14 protein-coding genes are annotated in these 18,620 nt (G+C 35.2%); 9 read left to right on the top strand and 5 right to left on the bottom strand.

What is annotated here, in order from left to right:
- Position 1 precedes the first annotated feature (1 nt).
- The 6 genes from MJQ71_RS11645 to MJQ71_RS11620 all read left to right on the top strand — a co-directional run bounded on the left by MJQ71_RS11645 (position 2) and on the right by MJQ71_RS11620 (position 11,645).
- Positions 2-2,395, top strand: a complete 2,394-nt coding sequence (locus tag MJQ71_RS11645) for an ABC transporter permease (RefSeq protein ID WP_238806792.1) — start codon at positions 2-4, stop codon at positions 2,393-2,395.
- Positions 2,396-2,398: 3 nt separating this feature from the next.
- Positions 2,399-4,795 carry an ABC transporter permease gene (locus tag MJQ71_RS11640; protein WP_238806791.1) on the top strand — a complete coding sequence of 799 codons (2,397 nt, stop codon included), beginning with the start codon at positions 2,399-2,401 and terminating at the stop codon, positions 4,793-4,795.
- 33 nt (positions 4,796-4,828) lie between these two features.
- Positions 4,829-5,122, top strand: coding sequence for a hypothetical protein (locus MJQ71_RS11635; RefSeq protein ID WP_238806790.1), 294 nt, complete (start codon positions 4,829-4,831; stop codon positions 5,120-5,122).
- 55 nt (positions 5,123-5,177) lie between these two features.
- On the top strand, positions 5,178-7,625 hold the full coding sequence (locus MJQ71_RS11630; RefSeq protein ID WP_238806789.1) for an ABC transporter permease: 2,448 nt from the start codon (positions 5,178-5,180) through the stop codon (positions 7,623-7,625).
- A gap of 87 nt (positions 7,626-7,712) precedes the next feature.
- On the top strand, positions 7,713-10,100 hold the full coding sequence (locus tag MJQ71_RS11625) for an ABC transporter permease (RefSeq protein WP_238806788.1): 2,388 nt from the start codon (positions 7,713-7,715) through the stop codon (positions 10,098-10,100).
- Positions 10,101-10,367: 267 nt separating this feature from the next.
- Positions 10,368-11,645, top strand: a complete 1,278-nt coding sequence (locus MJQ71_RS11620; RefSeq protein WP_238806787.1) for a DUF937 domain-containing protein — start codon at positions 10,368-10,370, stop codon at positions 11,643-11,645.
- Between the two features lie 75 nt (positions 11,646-11,720).
- On the opposite strand, the gene MJQ71_RS11615 is transcribed toward MJQ71_RS11620, so the two are convergent.
- Positions 11,721-12,983 carry an aminotransferase class V-fold PLP-dependent enzyme gene (locus tag MJQ71_RS11615; protein WP_238806786.1) on the bottom strand — a complete coding sequence of 421 codons (1,263 nt, stop codon included), beginning with the start codon at positions 12,981-12,983 and terminating at the stop codon, positions 11,721-11,723.
- Positions 12,984-13,023: 40 nt separating this feature from the next.
- Positions 13,024-13,722 carry a DNA alkylation repair protein gene (locus tag MJQ71_RS11610; RefSeq protein ID WP_238806785.1) on the bottom strand — a complete coding sequence of 233 codons (699 nt, stop codon included), beginning with the start codon at positions 13,720-13,722 and terminating at the stop codon, positions 13,024-13,026.
- 366 nt (positions 13,723-14,088) lie between these two features.
- On the opposite strand from MJQ71_RS11610, the gene MJQ71_RS11605 reads away from it, so the two are divergent.
- On the top strand, positions 14,089-14,922 hold the full coding sequence (locus tag MJQ71_RS11605; protein WP_238806784.1) for an amidohydrolase family protein: 834 nt from the start codon (positions 14,089-14,091) through the stop codon (positions 14,920-14,922).
- A gap of 11 nt (positions 14,923-14,933) precedes the next feature.
- Here MJQ71_RS11605 and MJQ71_RS11600 read toward each other — a convergent pair whose 3' ends face one another.
- Together MJQ71_RS11600 and MJQ71_RS11595 are read right to left on the bottom strand one after the other, a co-directional pair.
- Positions 14,934-15,386: a nuclear transport factor 2 family protein gene (locus tag MJQ71_RS11600; protein WP_238806783.1), complete on the bottom strand. Its 453-nt coding sequence runs from the start codon at positions 15,384-15,386 to the stop codon at positions 14,934-14,936.
- A gap of 21 nt (positions 15,387-15,407) precedes the next feature.
- Positions 15,408-16,130, bottom strand: a complete 723-nt coding sequence (locus tag MJQ71_RS11595; RefSeq protein WP_238806782.1) for a hypothetical protein — start codon at positions 16,128-16,130, stop codon at positions 15,408-15,410.
- A 98-nt stretch (positions 16,131-16,228) separates the two neighbouring features.
- Here MJQ71_RS11595 and MJQ71_RS11590 point away from each other — a divergent pair, with 98 nt between their 5' ends.
- Positions 16,229-16,837: a 3-keto-disaccharide hydrolase gene (locus MJQ71_RS11590; RefSeq protein ID WP_238806781.1), complete on the top strand. Its 609-nt coding sequence runs from the start codon at positions 16,229-16,231 to the stop codon at positions 16,835-16,837.
- An 86-nt stretch (positions 16,838-16,923) separates the two neighbouring features.
- The gene (locus tag MJQ71_RS11585) at positions 16,924-18,183 is read left to right on the top strand and encodes an MFS transporter (RefSeq protein WP_238806780.1); all 1,260 of its coding nucleotides are present in this window, start codon (positions 16,924-16,926) and stop codon (positions 18,181-18,183) included.
- A gap of 46 nt (positions 18,184-18,229) precedes the next feature.
- Here MJQ71_RS11585 and MJQ71_RS11580 read toward each other — a convergent pair whose 3' ends face one another.
- Positions 18,230-18,604 (bottom strand): co-chaperone GroES, encoded by a 375-nt coding sequence (locus tag MJQ71_RS11580; protein WP_238806779.1) that lies wholly within the window; start codon positions 18,602-18,604, stop codon positions 18,230-18,232.
- Positions 18,605-18,620 lie beyond the last annotated feature (16 nt).

Here is an 18,620-nt window from a genome sequence, read left to right as displayed (position 1 = left end):
TATGATACGCAATTACTTAAAAATCGCCTTCCGAAACCTTATTAAGAATAAGGTTTATTCATTCATTAACATTGGTGGACTAGCAGTAGGCATGGCCGTGGCGATGCTCGTTGGGCTTTGGATTTACGATGAATTTTCGGCTAATAAGCACCACAAAAACTATGAATCAGTTTATCAAGTAATGATGCACCAAACTTTTGATGGGCATCGTGGTTCGCAACTAGCTTTGCCCTTTGGAATGGGCGATGAACTAAAAAATAATTACCCCGATTTTCAAGCAGTAGCTATGTGCGACTGGGGGAGTAATAACTCTTTCGTAGTTGGCAATAAAAAATTCTTAAAAGATGGATTTTTTATTGGCGATGAGGCCATTGAGATATTTTCTTTCAAAATTTTAAATGGTGATAAAAACCCATTAAAAGAACCATATTCGATTGTTTTGACCGACGAAACTGCCGAAATAATTTTTGGGAAACAAGACCCTATCGGCAAAACTCTTAAAATGAATAATCAAACTGACTTGAAAGTAACTGCCGTAGTAGCCAAACAACCCAAAAACGCAACCCTACAATTTGATTATTTAGTGCCTTGGTTATTGATAGAAAGATTACAACCTGATTACGCAAAAATTGCAAAAACAGAATGGCAGAACAATTCTTTTCAAACTTTTGTGCAATTAAAAGATGGTGTAAGTTTTGAAAAAACAAACACCAAAATTAAAGATTTTGTTTTGAGTCGTGTAACAGAAAATCCATTGATGAAAACATCAATAAAACCAGAGGTTTTCCTTCATCCAATGGCGAAATGGAGACTTTATTCTGAGTTTGAAGAAGGAAAAAATGTAGGTGGATTTATCAAATATATAAAGTTATTTGGCATTTTTGGACTATTTGTCTTGGTCATTGCTTGTATTAATTTTATGAATTTGAGCACGGCTCGTTCAGAAAAACGAGCCAAAGAAGTGGGTGTGAGAAAAGCAGTTGGCTCAGCACGTGAGCAACTCATCGGACAGTTTTTAAGTGAATCTTTGTTGATTGCTTTCATAGCTTTAGTTTTTGCCTTGATTTTGGTGTTTTTTACTTTACCATTTTTTAATAATCTTACCGAAAAAGCGATGACGATTCAATTCGGGAATCTTATTTTTTGGGTAATTACGCTTGTTTTTACATTATTTACAGGTCTTTTGGCAGGAAGTTATCCTGCACTTTATTTGTCTTCTTTCAACCCCGTCAAGATTCTCAAAGGCGGTGTTCATGTAGGAAAAAACGCTGCTTTGCCACGCAAAATGTTGGTTGTTTTACAGTTTACTTTTTCAATCGTGCTGATGATTGGTACAATTATCATTTACCAACAAATTCAACATGGCAAAAATCGCCCAATAGGATTTAATCTGAGCGGTTTAGTTTCGGTAAATTCTTCTGATGATTTAAAGAAAAACTTTGAGCCACTTCGAAATGAACTTTTGTCTTCTGGGATGGTCACATCGGTTTGCAAATCAAGCTCACCACCTACCCAAATTTGGAGTAATCAGAATGGCTGGGAGTGGAAAAACTCAAAACCCGAAGACAAAGGAGCGTTATTCAATATGATTGCCACAAATTATGATTATGCCAAAACCATTGGTATCAAACTCAAAGAAGGACGAGATTTTTCAAGAGAATTTACAACAGATTCGTTAGGCGTAATTTTGAACGAAGCTGCTGCCAAACGAATGAGTTTGACAAATCCAATTGGTGAAATATTGAAAAAAGATGGCAAAAATTTTACTGTTGTAGGGCTCATTCCTGATGTAAATATGCAATCGCCTTTTGAGGCAATCAGACCATTAGCCATCATTTTTGATAAAGATTGGGTCAATTTTATTTCTGTCAGAATAAACCCCAACGTGTCAGTTTCGGAAGCAATCAAAAAAATCCAACCCATTTTTGATAAATATAATCCTGCCTATCCTTTTGACTACAAATTTGCTGATAAAGAATATGCCAAAAAGTTTAATTATGAAGAATTGATAGGAAATTTGGCTCTGATTGTTTCGATTCTTGCCATTTTTATTTCTTGTTTAGGCTTATTTGGATTGGCCTCTTTCATGGCTGAGCAACGCACGAAGGAGATTGGTATTCGTAAAGTTTTGGGGGCATCAGTTACCAATCTTTGGGGTTTACTTTCAAAAGACTTTATTATTTTAGTCATTATTTCTTGCGTAATCGCTTCACCAATAGCCTTTTATGGGATGAGTCAATGGCTCGAAAACTACAAAGATTATAAGATAGATATTGGCTTTGGGATATTCGTTGTCGTGCTTGTTTTAGTTTTACTAATGACCTTATTAACAGTCAGTTATCGAGCCATTAAAGCGGCTCTGATGAATCCTGTAAAATCTTTAAAAACGGAATAAATTATGATAAGCAATTATTTCAAAATCGCTATCCGAAATCTTTTTCGGAATAAAGTATATAGTTTTATCAACATTGCTGGCTTGGCTATTGGCTTGGCCGCCACGATGCTCATCATTTTGTACAGCAAAGATGAAGTGAGTTATGACCGTTTTCATGCCAATAATCCGAATATTTATCGCATTGTCAACCAATGGATAAATCCTGATGGAAGTGTAAAAAGCAGTGATGGAAATACTGGTCATTTACAAGGACCAAAATTCAAGGAAAGTATTCCTGAAATAAAGGCTTTTGTGCGGATAAAATCTGATACAAGAAATATTCGTAAAGCTACCGAAATCACGAGCCAAGAAATGTTGGCCGTAGATTCAAATTTCTTTTCGATTTTCACTTTTCCACTTATCACTGGCAATCCACAAACAGCACTTTTACAGCCAAAGACAATTGTTATTTCAGAAAAAATGGCTGAGAAATATTTCAATTCAACAAATGTTTTAGGAAAAACCATCGAAGTGATGGAAAATGACAAATTTGAACCTTTTGTAGTTACAGGTGTTACGCAGGCGTGTCCGCAAAATTCATCTATCAAATTTGACTGCTTGATTCCGAATGTTGTAGCAAAAGAAGAGTTTCAAAATACTGATAATTGGTTTAATTTCTTTCAAAACACTTTTGTGCTGCTCGACCCAAAATCTGATGACAAAAATGTAGTTGCCAAGATGAAACGAGTTTATGAAACTGACGCCAAAGAAGCAATGAAACGCATGGCCAAAGACTATGGTATAAAAGAATCAACTCGGTATTTGTTACAACCGCTGTCGGACTTGCATTTAAGCACGCAGTTTATAGCAAGCAATGGTCTGCAAGATGCGAGTAATCCGACCTTTTCTTACATTTTAGCAGGAATCGCTATTTTTATTTTAATCATTGCTTGTATCAATTTTGTTAATTTAACGGTGGCTCGTTCGCTCAAACGTGCCAAAGAAATTGGCGTCAGAAAAGTAGTAGGTGGCGACCGCCAACAGCTCATTTTTCAGTTTTTGGGCGAATCATTTACACTATGTTTGATTGCCTTTTTATTGGCTATTTTATTAGTCGAATTGACACTGCCAACTTTTAATCATTTGTCTAACAAAGCCTTAGCTCTTTCATATTTGTTTGATATAAAATTGGTTTTGAGTTATATCGGTATCTTTTTCTTGACAAGTTTATTGGCAGGATTTTACCCAGCGTTGGTATTATCAGGTTATAATCCAGTGCAAACACTTTACGGAAGATTTAATTTATCAGGAAAAAACTATCTTCAAAAGAGTTTAGTTGTGCTTCAATTTGGCTTGGCTTCATTTTTAATTATTGCCACAATTACAATTTATTTGCAGTTCAATTACTTGACTACCAAAGAGTTAGGCTATGACGATAAAAACCTGATTATGGTTGAGAAATGGAATATGAAGCACCAAGAAGCTCAGTTGTTTAAGGATGAATTGCTAAAAAATCCAAATATTATTGATGTAGCTCCAAAAAATGGTGGTTTTTGGGGAACAGTTGCCAAAGTTAATGGCGAAAAACAACTGAGTTTTGCGTACGAAACGGTTAACCCTAGTTATTTGCCGATGCTAAAAATTCCGATTGTTGAAGGAAGAAACTTCTCGCCAGAATTCCCTTCAGATTCGACTAATTCGGTTTTGGTCAATGAAACATTTGTAAAAGAAGCAGGTTGGAAAAAGCCTATTGGACAAATTGTTAATTTTTGGTACGATAATAATACAAAATATTCGGTTGTAGGTGTTGTGAAAGACTATCATTTTGCGTCATTAAATGAAAAAATTGGTTCACAATTATTTACCATGAAACCGAAGAATGATTATGGTAAAGTTTTTATCAAAATAAAACCCAATACCGAAACGATAACCTTAGCACACATCGCAAAAATCTTTAAACAAGTATTTCCGATTAGTTCGTACGAATATAAATTTAAGGAAGCAGAAAACCTTAAAAGCTACGAATCTGAAGCGAAATGGAAGCAAATTATGCTTTTTGGAGCGGTTTTAACGATATTTATTTCTTGTATTGGATTGTTTGGATTGGCTACTCTTTCTGCCGAAAAACGCACCAAAGAAATCGGAATTCGTAAGGTTTTAGGAGCGTCAATTGCAAGTATTGTAACGCTACTTTCGACCGATTTTATCAAGCTTGTTTGTTTGTCATTTATCTTTTCATTTCCACTGGCATATTTTTCTACTCAAAAATGGCTTGAAAAATATCCGTATAGAGCAGATTTTAATTGGTGGATTTTTGCCTTTACGGCACTTATTACCATTTGTATTGCCTTATTTACTGTTGGTTGGCAGTCTATTCGAGCAGCTTTAATGAATCCTGTAAAAAGTTTAAAAACAGAATAATTTAATAGAGAAACACTTAAAATCTTATAAATTATGGCACATATCGCAATTCCACTTCCTTTGGGAAATGGCAAACAAGAAGTTGAAATAGAAGTAACCATCAATGGTGAACGCCAACAATTGCACTACCGTGTAGAACTTTTTTATTGGGCCGACTGCGACGTACCAACCATTGACCGAGCCGAATGTATCCGTCAGATGCTTTCGGGCTATGACCAAGACTGGACACTTTATTATATTGGTTCGCCAACCGACACATTTGTCCCTATAACTTTTGTAAAAAAAGGTGAGTGGGCAAAACAACGTGAACTAATGCAAGTAGCATAAAAATAAGAAATAAAAACTTCATTAAATAAAGTCTCCATCGGAGATTTAGTGGCTTATGATACGCAATTACATAAAAATCGCCTTCCGCAATTTGTGGAAAAATAAAACCTATACTTTCATTAATATATTGGGTTTATCGGTGGCTTTTGGAAGTAGTATTTTACTTTACTTGACATCGGCGTTTGAACTTTCATTTGATAATTTCCATAAAGATTCAGACCAAATCTTTCGTTTGTATTTTTCTTCCAAACAAAAAGATGGCACTTCAAATATAAGTGGCACGATGGCATATCCGCTTACACCTGCTTTGAAGGCTGATTTTCCAGAATTGGTAGGTGTAACTCGTATCAATTGGGGGGCGAATAGCGTAACATATAAAGACAAGAAGTTTGATAAAATGATACGCAGTGCCGATGCTGATTTTCTGAAAATGTTTTCATTTCCTTTGCTAAAAGGCAATGTCAATACTTCATTGTCAGCACTAAATAATATCGTGATTAGTAAAAATATGGCCGATGATATTTTTGGTAGCGAAGAGCCAATGGGCAAACAATTGATGCTCGATATTGCAGGAAAACATTCGCCATTTATTGTTACAGGTGTAATGGATGATTTTCCAGAAAACTCTTCGATAGAGTACGACGCCTTTATCCGAACAGAAACATATCCCGAATATGACCGCATGAAAAATGAGTGGAATTCTCAAAATCATGAGGTTTTTTTGAAACTACCACCCAATGTAAGTCAGTCGGCTTTTGAAAAGCGACTTGAGCCTTTCCTGCAAAAATACATGAAGGCTAATTTTGACGGTGCAAAAAAAGAAGGTCAACCTAAAAATGAACGAGGACAATACTTAAGTTTGCTACTTACGCCATTAAGCGATATTCATTTTGATACAGCTATTGTCAGCGGGCAGGGTACAAGTAAAGCATACGTTTATACTTTGCTTACTATTGCAGGCCTGATTTTACTTATTGCCTCTATTAATTTTATTAATCTTACAGTAGCAAGCTCACTCACTCGAGCGAAAGAAGTAGGCGTTAGAAAGTCTTTGGGGGCAAGTAAAAGCCAACTTTTTTTACAGAATTGGGGAGAAGCATTTTTGGTTTGTTCGGTTGCATTAATCCTAGGTTTGGGTTTGGCTTATATAAGTTTGCCACAATTCAATAAGATGTTTCGTTCACATCTTTCTATCAATAACTTCTTGGTTTGGAGCAACCTCATCATTTTAATTATTGGGTTTTTGCTGGTTACTATTATTGCAGGAGGATACCCCGCAATGGTAGCTTCAAGATTTAATATAGTGGAGGTTTTGAAAGGAAAATTGAGCATGAAAAAGCCAGGTTTCTTGCGTAACTCCCTAATAACCACACAGTTTACGGTTGCTTGTTTGCTTATTAGTTGTACGATAGTCGTTTTTCAACAACTCAAATATTTGCGTACCAAACCTCTCGGCTACAACAAGGAGCAAGTTATAAGTGTGCCAATCAATGGTGCGATGCAAGGCTCAATTGCTGTTGAAAAAATGCGTAATGAACTCCTAAAGTATCCATCAATTGTAAGTATTTCTGGTTCAAGAATAAACATCGGTCGAGGACTTGACGGCAGCTCGTCAAAAAGTATGTCAGGATTTGACTATTATCCAAATGCCAATAATTTAAACGTTTCTAAACAAATTTTGACTCATTGGGTATTTGTTGAGTATGACTTTTTGAAAACAATGGACATCAAGCCTTTGCAAGGACGTGATTTCTCGAAGCAATTTGGCACAGATTCGAGTGCAATTGTAGTTACCGAAAGTTTTGCCAAACAAATGGGTGAAAAAAACGCCGTTGATAAATTTATCTTGCCTGATTCATCGGTTGGGAGAATAAAAATCATTGGTGTTGTTCCTGATTTTAATTTGTATTCATTGCATGAAAAAAGAGAGGCAATTACACTACAACTAACAAGAAAAATGAGAGGAGTTAGCTATATTTTGGTGCGAGTTAGCCCTCAAAATATGACTGCTTCAATGGATTTGGTCAAGAAAACTTGGAAAGAAATTGCTCCAGAAACAGAGTTTCAAGGTTCGTTTATAGATGAAAATGTAAATCGTTGGTACAAAAAAGAAGAGCGGCTTTCACAGATATTTACAACTGCCGCAGGAATCGCCATTTTGCTTTCTTGTATGGGACTTTTTGCCATTGCCTTAATTGTCATTGAGCAACGCACCAAAGAAATAGGAGTAAGAAAAGTACTAGGAGCGAGCATCCCGAATATTGTTACGCTTATTTCAAAAGACTTCTTGAAATTGGTTTTGGTGGCATTTGTTATTGCTACGCCAATTGCCTATTATTTGATGAGTAAATGGCTCGAAGATTTTGCTTACAAAACAGATTTGAGTTGGTGGATTTTTGCTTTGGCAGGAATTGTTTCACTGGTAATTGCCTTCTTAACAGTAAGTTATCAAGCTATTCGAGCGGCTTTGATGAACCCTGTGAAGAGTTTGAAGACAGAGTAAATAATGAGGTTTTGGGTATTAGGATTTAGGGATTAGTTTCCTCGTTAATTCTAAAACCTAAATCCTAATACCGAAAAACCTAAAAATATGCTACGTAATTACCTAAAAATCGCCTTTCGTAACCTTGTAAAAAACAAGGTTTTCAGTTTTATCAATATCACAGGCTTGGCAATTGGCATGTCGGTTTGTATGTTGATTTTGCTCTACGTTTCGCACGAACTAAGTTTTGACAAGTTTCATCAAAATGGAAAAAGGGTTTTTCATACTTTGGTAAAAATGAAATTTGGGACAAATGATGTGCAATTTGACTTGGTTTCAAAGAATTTTGGCCAGACCGTTAAAAGTGCCAACCAAGAAGTAGAAGAATTTGCTCGCATTGGTTCACTCTATCAAGATGATGCAGTAGTAAAGTCAGATGAAAATCACAAGTTTTTTGAGCGAAAAATAATTTTTTCAGAGCCTTCTTTTTTCAAAATATTCACTGTGAATTTTACTAAAGGCGGTGCTGCACTTTCAGAACCCAATACAGTTGTAATCAACGAAAATATTGCAAAAAAGTATTTTGGAGATGAAAACCCAATTGGTAAAATATTGACCTACAATAAAAATGATATTCTGAAAATAACAGGCGTTTTTAAGCCATTGCCTACTAACTCCAGTTTTAGTTTTGAATTTATAGCTTCACTTCCAACTTTTGTAGAAATCAGGAAAAGAATAAAAGGTAACAACTATGACTCAGAAGAATTTGTTGGTATGGGAAGTTATGAAACCTATTTTTTGTTGAATAAGCCAGAATCTGAAATAAAGGTTGAGAAATCTATTCCTAAATTATTGACCAAACAAGAAGGAAATGGACTTGAAGGACATTCGGAGTATGTTTTAGAACCATTTTGGAATATGCACCTGGGTAATAATTGGGGCGATTTTTCAAACACAAAATATGTGTCAATTTTTATGATAATTGCTGGAATTATCTTGCTTTTGGCACTTATAAACTATATGAGCCTCACAACGGCTCGCTCTACAATCAGACTAAAAGAGGTCGGTGTTCGTAAAGTTTTAGGAGCCAATCGGAAAAATTTGGCGGCACAATTCTATGGAGAATCAATCCTTATGAGCCTTATCTCATTCGTTTTGGCACTCATGATTTTTCAAATACTTCGCCAACCTTTTTATAATTTATTAGATTTAAAAATTGATGATTCTTTTGTTACAAGTCCTTTGTTTTTGGGCATTTTGCTTGTTTTATTCATCATAACGGCACTTATTGCTGGCTCTTACCCTGCTTTGTTATTATCAAAATATTCTCCCATTCAAGTCTTAAAAGGTTATTTTTCAAAGGCGAATCATGGGGTAAATCTCCGTCGTGGATTTATCGTATTTCAGTTTATGGCTTCGGTTGTGATGATAATTTGCAGTTTAGTTGTGCAAAAACAATTGCAATTTATGCAAACCCAAAAAATTGGACTAAACAAAGAGCAAGTTTTGGTAATTCCGCTTTCAAATGAAGCCAAAAAGCATTACACGGCTTTGCGAAATGACTTAAAACAAGACGTAGGAATTCAACAAATTGGGGCTTCTTCTTTGTCAATGTTTAAAGGCGGTTGGAGTATGTATTTTACCAAAACACCTACTACCAATGAAGATGTAAGCCTAAATTTCATGAATGTAGATGGCAATTTCTTGAAAATATTGCAAATGGATTGGAAAATAAAGCCTTTAAATATGGAAGAGTTGGCTTTTGGAAATAACAAAATGATTATTAATGAAACCGCTATTGAAAAACTAAAAATCACAGAAAAACCGCTCGAAAAAACAGTAGATTTGAACGGTTCAAAACGTGAAATATCGGGTGTTTTGAAGGACTTTAATTTTACTTCATTACAACAAAAAATTGATGCGATGATATTGGTCGTGGTTCATGATACAACAGCGTTGAGGACGCTTTACTTGAGAATTGATCCAAAAACAGATTTACAACAAAAATTAGCAGCGATAGAAAAAACGTATAAAAAACACGAAGCAGATGTGCCTTTTGATTACTATTTTTTAGATGATGCTTTTAATGAGCAGTTTCGCTCTGAACAGCGAATGGGAAGCCTGTTTGCAGGTTTTACAGGCATTGCGATATTGATTGCGTGCATGGGACTATTTGGTTTAATCACTTTTACTGCCGAACAACGCCGCAAAGAAATAGGAATTCGTAAGGTTTTAGGTGCAAGTATTGCCAATCTTGTTGGTTTACTTTCAAAAGATTTTATCAGATTGGTACTCATCGCCAACGGTTTAGCTTTCCCGATTGCTTATTATTTTATTAATAATTGGCTGCAAGGATTTGCTTTCAAAACCGATATTGGAGTTAGTATTTTTATTATTTCAGGCATTTCGGCTTTACTAATCGCTTTACTAACAGTGAGTTATCAAGCAATTAAAGCTGCTTTGATGAACCCTGTGAAGAGTTTGAAGGTGGAGTAAATTGATTTTAGTTATATCTGAAACTTTAGTGCAGAATTGGTTTGCAATAATTTTATTGCGAATTAATTCTGCATTTTTTTTATAGCGAGAATCATATCTTTTTGCCCTTATGCATTCTCGAATAAGTGTGTTATTTGATTCGTTTTATTATCAAGTAACCTTATAATATTTTAGACAGAACATACTTTGGGCATAGTTTTTGATTACTATTATAGTATTCATAAAACCACTCCCAAAAGCGATTTATAATTACGAATTTACAACTTTATGGACATTCTTGGACTGATAAAAGACAAACTAACCGATTCCGTTATTGAAAAAGTTAGTAACTTTCTAGGCGAACACCCTGAAAAAATTGATTCTGCATTGAATAGTGCAGTACCAATTGTGTTGGGCGGTATTATCCGAAATGCTTCAAATGAAGAAGACGCTGGGAAAGTGCTTGATATTTTGAAAGATGGTGGACACACAGGTGAGATTTTAGATGATTTGCCTAGTTTGTTGAGCAATTTCGATAAAACACAGTTGTTAATTACAATTGGTTCAAATATTTTTAATCATTTTGCAGGAAGTAAAGGTAATGGGATCGTTGAAAAATTATCTTCACTCAATGGAGTAAGAAAAACTTCGGCTTCCTCTTTGGTAGGTTTAGCCGCTCCTTTGGTGCTTGGTGCATTAGGAAAAATTGTAACGAAAGAAGGACTAGGTATATCTGGTTTAATCCGCTTACTGGCCGACCAAAATGAATCAGTTTTTGGAGCATTGCCTCCTGCGATTGCCAACCAACTGAATTTTAGAAGTTCAACATCAAGTAAAAATTCGGTTAAAGATGAAAAACCTAGAGAAGAGAAAAAAAATCATTCTTCAGAAAAAACAAGTTCTTTTGGCTGGATTCCTTGGGTTTTAGTTGGCATTATATTTATGGGTGGCGTACTTTTCTTTTGGAAGTATCGTAAGCAGAATGTTCAGGTTGCTGAACAAACAGAAAACCCTGTAACTGCTTTACCTAAGCAAGATTCAACAACGGCTACCGCAGATACTACTTTTGCAGAGTTTCCAAGTGATACAACTACCAGTTTTGAAACAAAAGCACCGCCTGTTTCAGAAGTAAAACCTATTGAAACAACTAAGAAGATTGAAGAACCGAAAAAAGAGGTAAAAACTGTTGAGCGAAAAGCTGAAGAGTCAAAAGTAAAGGAAGAACCAAAAAGCACTTTTGAAAATATTGCTGAAGGTAAATCGGTTTCAGAACAATTGAAAAATAGAAATTCTTGGATTGCAATCAATACTAATTTTAAGAAAAATAGTGCAGAAGTAAGTTCAAAAGGTCAGTTGCAAGAAGTAGCAAAGTTTTTGAAAAATAACAAAAAAGCTGACGCTATTATTGCAGGTGGTTCACAAAGTTCGGGACGTACGCTTGCTGAAGACCGAGCCTATGCTGTCCGTGATATATTGATTGAAATGGGTGTAAACGAAAATCAATTATCTGTACAAAGCTCGGCTGTGAAAGATGTCGATGCCAAAGTTGTAGTGAAAATTAAATAAAAAATATTTCTTAGGTATAAAAAGAGCCATTAGTTGAATAACTAATGGCTCTTTTATTGAATTATATTGAAGCATCTATACAGAAAGCTCTTTTAGTGCGGCCACAAAAGTATCTAACTCTACGGTTGAGGTATAAACGTTCGGTGTGATGCGACAACCTTGCACATTGGCATAATCAATTGCTACTGTCCAGATTTTATATTTTTCCAAGAGCGTTTTTGCCAAAATCGCAGGTTTAATGGTTTGGATACCTACATTGGCAATTCCACAAGCTCTTTGATTATCATCGGGCGTATTAACTACAACATTAGGTAAATTTCGAACTTTTTTTGTCCAATATTCTTGTAAAAAACGGAGTCTAGCTTCTTTGCGTTGAATACCAATTTTTTGGTGAAAATCAATGGCATTTGATATTGTCAAATCCGTATGAACAGGGTGAGTGCCTGTATGATTTAATTTTCTGATGTCATCATCTTTATAGCCCATATCTCCAAACATTTGCCATAAACCAGCAATTTTCTCTTTTTTTACATACAAAAGTCCTGCTCCGAGTGGTACACTTAACCATTTATGAAGGCTACTGCCGTAATAATCGCAACCTAAATCGCTGATTTTATAGTCGACATGTGCAAACGCATGAGCTCCATCAACCATTACATCAACTCCTTTTGCATGAGCCATATCACTGATTTTTTTGATTGGCAAAATTTGTCCAGTAATATTAATCATATGACAAACCATTAAAAGACGGGTTTTTGGCGTAATGGCTTTTTCGTAGAGTTCAACAATTTCTTCATCCGATTTTGGGTGATTTGGAATCGAAATTATTTTATTGACAATGCCATAACGGCGAGCTTGTAATTTGAACATATCGAGCATTGCACCATAATCTTGTAAAGCCATCACAGCTTCATCGCCTGCTTTCCAGTCGAAACCTGCAATAACTGTATCGAGCGACTCGGTAGTATTTCGAGTAATAATTAACTCTTCAGGAGAGCAACCTGCCAAATTAGCTAATTTTTTACGAGCCTCTGCTTTATCGTCAAACTGACGTGTTCGCATATAATAGGAAGCCTGAAAATTCACTTCACGCACATTACCGATAAATTTTTCTAGGGTTTCTTGAGGAGTAAAAGAATAATAGCCATTTTCAAGATTTATGTAATCTGATTTTATACGATAAGATTTTCTGATTTCTGCCCAAAAACCTTCGTTTTGTGCAATTATGTCAGGTGTTTGTTGGTCAAACTTAGTAAGTTTTTTTTCAAGGTTTTTGCCAAAAACAGGCATTGATAAACTTGAAGTGGCGAGTGTTTTGATAAATTCACGCTTATTCATTATTTTTTTTGGTTGATGAGTTAGGTAAAAAAGGGCAAAACTACTTAAGTGTCATAAAATACTTTTTTCTTTCATCTGTCATTTTTTCGATAGCGTATCGAAGAGCTGTACGAGGAATTTGACCAATATTTTGTTCTAAAAAATCTTCAACCAAATGTTCTGCACCTTTTTTCCAAGCTTCACGCAGTGTCCAACCGATGGCTTTATGAATCAAATCGTGCCTATGTGAAAGTAATATTGCTGAAAGTTGAAGGGTATCATTAAACTGTTTATTGTTGATAAAATAAAAGGTAGCAATGATAGCAATTCGTTGTGTCCAAAGATGGTCAGTACATGCCATATCGTACAAAATACTACGGTCTTTGTCGAACAAATACGCCCCAACAATATCACGAGCCGATGAATCTACCAAATCCCAATTATTGATTCGATGGGTATTGTCTAAATAAAAATCATAAATAATTTGACGAGTTTCTCCTTTAGCTTTTTTCATTTGGTCAACCAAAATAATCAAAGCTCCCAAACGGTATTCATGGATTGGACTATCCAATAATTCCTGCAATTCGCTTAAAGTTAATGTATTGTATTTTTTGCAAATGGCACGAAGGTCAGGGTTCGTGATACCAATAAAAACATCTCCTTCGCCGTATTGACCTTTGCCAGTTTTGAAAAACCATGCAGAAGCTTCGGCACGTTCAGGGGTGGCAATTGCTTGTAGCTCGTCAGTAATATTACTCATGGATGATTGCCAAAATAAAGTAGAGAGATTACTATAAATTAATTTTTTGCTAATTTATAGCAATGGAAGCTTTTTACCTAATTTTTGCAATTAAAGGTAAAAAACTATTAAAAAGGCATAAAGAAAGGCTATGGGTAAAGTTCCCATAGCCTTTTCTACTACTAAATCCACACAACTTTAAATCAAAACTAGAGAGAATATTTCAATTGTGCAAGAGTTTTTGTTAAAAAAATATCAAATACGATTAAGATAATGCAATTAAATATTTGAATTATGATAAAAATGGCCTTTTATTATTTTATTGCATGTTGAAAATTGATTTATTAAATAGTAGTTTTGTTGCATAATGAAATGATTTTTTATAAAATGAAAATAGATTCGCATCAACATTTTTGGAAATATAATCCCGAAAGAGATACATGGATTACTGATGAAATGTCGGTTATTCAAAAAAATTTTTATCCTGAAAATTTGATTACTGTTTTGCAAAAAAATGGAATTGATGGTTGTGTTTCTGTGCAGGCTGACCAAAGTTTGGAAGAAACTCAATTTCTGATTGATTTTGCCGAAAAAAATGATTTTATAAAGGCTGTTGTTGGTTGGATTGACTTGCAAGCTGAAGATATTGAAGAACAGCTAGCTGTTTGGAAATCAAAGAAAAAACTCGCTGGGTTTCGACATGTTTTGCAAGCCGAACCTGATATTGATTATATGTTGCGACCCCAATTTTTGCGTGGAATAAAGGCTTTATTGAAAAATGATTTTACGTACGACATTCTCATTTTTCCGAAACATTTATCGGTTGCACAAAAGTTTGTTAGCCCTTTTCCAGACCAAGCTTTTGTACTTGACCATATAGCAAAACCTTACATCAAAGCGGGTTTGATTGATGATTGGAAAAAAGATATTGAAGATTTAGCGAAATTTGAAAATGTGCAATGCAAAATTTCAGGAATTATCACAGAAGCCGATTGGGGGAAATGGACTTATCAGCACATAAAACCTTATCTCGACGTGGTTTTTGAGTCTTTTGGTACTGACCGAGTGATGTTTGGTTCGGATTGGCCTGTGTGCTTGGTTGCTGGAGAATATGCTCAGGTAAAAGCAATTGTAGAGACTTATACCAAAGACTTTTCGACGTCGGAAAAATCAAAAGTCTTTGGTATAAATGCAGCTAAGTTTTATAATTTTAGCCTTTAAAAACAATCAGCTTATTTGCAATTTTCTTTTCTGCGAGTGTCAACAATACCGACAATCTTCCAACCTTTGTCTGTATTCATTAATGTAAAAACATCCACACCGCAATGATTAAATTTATCGTTCACATAAAACTCATAAGGAGTCCAAGCAATGGCCATTTCACCGTCAATTTTGATGTCATAACTCGTCAATCTTTCGTCCAAAATGATTCCATCACGTTTTGTTCCGATTTGTTTTAACCAATCAATAATTGCGTCTTCTTGTAGCCGAACTTCGCCTGATTTATTTTTACCAATTGATTTCAAAAAACACGAAGGATGCAACACTTGACGAACCAACGTTGTATCATTTTTACGCATTCCATCAAAAACTTGATTGATGCTGGCCTTGATTTTTTCTTCGTCAGTTTGGGCGAAGCTTACAACAGAACAAAAAATAAAGAGGATTGATAGTACTTTTTTCATAATTATATATTCATTTTAGCATTAATTATTCTCAAATTTTGGGGCTTTACTGTCAAATTTCATATAATTTCCGATGACCGAAGCTGCATTTCCAAAACCACAATCGTAGCCCTCATCAATATAAATAATGTTTGCTCCACCATCAAAAAAGCTTATTTTTAGTAAACATTTGCCAAATTCTTTGTTTTCATAAATAGCTTGATTTCGACTAAATTTTAAACTGGTTTTTTCGATAGTTGCTTCATTATAACTTGGAGGCCCTTTTACTGCTTGTATTTCAACGATAATTTTATCTTTACCAATTTGTTGAACGTACATATTTCCTGTGCCGCCATCTTTCCCAAAACTATAAGCATAAGAGCCAGTTACTGGTTTTGGTTCGGGTTTATCAATTTGCGTTGCGGCTGTTTTTTTGATACTAAAAGACATTTCTTTTCCATTCGGACTAGACCACGAACCACTAATTTCACCATCTTTTATTGTGCCATAATAAATGCCTGTAACTTCGGCTTTTGCTGCAAATTCGTGTAGTAAAAAATTGTCACTTTCAATTGTACCAATTACTTTAATAGGTTGACCAACTTTTTTGTAAGTCAATGTTCCATAAACCAAATTGGCATCAAATGTAAGAGATAAATTAATCGGGATTCTTTTATTTATAAAACCTTCAAAAGTTTGTTGTGAAAGTTTGGTTTGAGCGAAAGCTAGATTACCAATGAGAACCAATAAGAGAATCTTTTTCATAGTATTTTTTTTGATTAAACGATGCAAGATAAAGATTTTCGCTTTTCTTTGTAAAAAATATTTTTCCCCTTAACCAAACTTATCAACTCTCATCAAACATGAAAATTAAACTATTTCTTCCTGTAGTGTTCCTACTGTCATTTTCTACAATAATATTTGCCCAGAAAGGCAAAAAACAGAGTCTTTTTAACGGCAAAGACTTAACTGGCTGGAAAGTTTATGGTACAGAAAAATGGTATGTCGAAGACGGGCTTTTAGTCTGTGAAAGTGGCCCTGATAAAGAATATGGTTACCTTGGAACTGAAAAGACATTCAAAGATTTTGAACTTAGCGTTGAGTTTAAACAAGAAGCAAACGGAAATAGTGGCGTATTTTTTCATTCATCCATTGAAGGTACAAAAATTTCGGGTTGGCAAGCAGAAGTAGCCCCTCCTGGAAGTTCAACAGGTGGTATTTATGAGTCTTATGGACGTGGCTGGTTGATCAAACCAGAACCTGAAAAAGACAAAGCCCTTAAAATGGGCGAATGGAATAAAATGACCGTAAAAGTGGTTGGAAATGTAGTAACAACTTATTTGAACGGTACTCAAATGATTACATTAGACGACGAGAAAATTGGCTCAAAAAGTGGTTCGGTTGCGTTACAAATTCACAGCGGTGGCGGGATAAAAGTAAGATGGCGTAAATTGAAAATCAAAGAATTATAACAAAAGTAACCTGTAGTCCACGAACAATGATTTTTTTGTTCGTGGACTATGAATTAATGGAAACTCCTAAACCTTAAACTATTATTATGAATCAGGAAAAGACTACTTTTCAACACCTATTTAGCTTGCCTGTTATTGTGGCAGCCTTGGGTTATTTTGTTGATATTTATGACCTTCAACTTTTCGGAATTGTGCGTGTACAAAGTCTTGAAAGTTTAGGTTTGAATACCAAAGAAGCAATTTCTTCAGTCGGAACGACAATTATTAATTTTCAAATGATTGGTTTGCTGCTAGGAGGGATTCTTTGGGGAATTTTAGGAGATAAAAAAGGTCGCCTTTCTGTACTTTTTGGCTCAATTATCACTTATTCATTGGCTAATATTTGTTGTGGTCTCATTCCGCAAATTGAGTTTATAGATAAAATTGAAGCCTACAAATGGTTACGCTTTATTGCTGGCGTTGGCCTTGCAGGCGAATTAGGTGCAGGAATTACGTTGGTTTCTGAAATTTTGCCAAAAAATCTTCGAGCAATTGGCACTTCTTTGGTCGCAGGAATTGGTCTTCTTGGTGCAGTTGTTGCAACTTTTACCGTAAAACTTTCAGGCAATTGGACAATCGCTTATTTTATTGGTGGAGGTTTAGGTGTTGCCTTATTATTGCTACGCGTGGGCGTTATTGAATCAGGAATTTTTAAAGACGTTGTTGGAAAAAAGCATGTCGAACGAGGAAATTTCTTTTCGTTTTTTACAAATTGGAAACGTTTTGTAATTTATATGAAATGTATCGGTATTGGTTTACCAACTTGGTTTTGTATCGGAATTTTGACTTATTTGAGCAATGAATTTGGTGAAGCCTTAGGAATTACCGAAAAAGTTGACCCAGGTTTAGCAATTATGTGGGCTTATATCGGTATTTCGATAGGAGATTTTGGAAGTGGATTTATCAGTCACGCACTTCATTCTCGCAAAAAAGCCATTGCAGCCATGATGGCATTTGCTCTCGTTGGCGTTGTCGTACTGTTATTTTCATCAAGCATTAATAGTGTTAATGGCTATTATGCCGTTTGCTGTTGGTTAGGTTTAGGAACAGGATATTGGGCAATGTTCGTAACCGTAGGAGCAGAGCAATTTGGTACGAATTTAAGAGCAACAGCCGCCACAACAGTGCCTAATATGGTGCGTGGAACGGTTGTTTTGATGACAATAACCTATAAATTTTTCAAACCCGACCAAGGTGTAATTATTGCAGGTGCGATTGTTGGATTGATTTGCTTTGCAATTGGTTTTTATGCAACGCTCACCATTCCAGAAACGCATGGTAAAGATTTAGATTTCTTGGAGGCCTAGAAAATAAAAGAGCGATGTTTACCAAAACATCGCTCTTTTATTTTTCTTACAAATCTTCAAATCGTTCGAGCATTAGTATCGAAGATTGGGGCAGAATGACGTATTTTTCTCCTTCATATTGTACTTCAATGGCATGACGTTGCAAATAAATGGCTAAATCGCCTTCTTGGGCTTGAAGAGGCATATACTTTACTTTTTCTTCGCTTTCTTTCCAAGGTTCATCTTCCGTCTGCGTTGGTAATGGATAACCAGGCCCAACTTTTATAATATAACCACTTTGAACTTCCTCTTTTTCTGTAACGGTTGGTGGCAAATAAAGCCCAGAATTGGTTTTATCCGAAGGATTTTTCGGTCTTACCAATACTTTATCGCCAACGACGATTAATCTTTTCAATTTGTTATCTGATGTAACTCCGAGCATAATTTTATTTTGATAA

The sequence above is a fragment of the Emticicia aquatica genome (assembly GCF_923079645.1).
In the GTDB taxonomy this organism is placed as follows: domain Bacteria; phylum Bacteroidota; class Bacteroidia; order Cytophagales; family Spirosomataceae; genus Emticicia; species Emticicia aquatica.
This window is presented reverse-complemented; position numbering and strand designations above follow the sequence as displayed.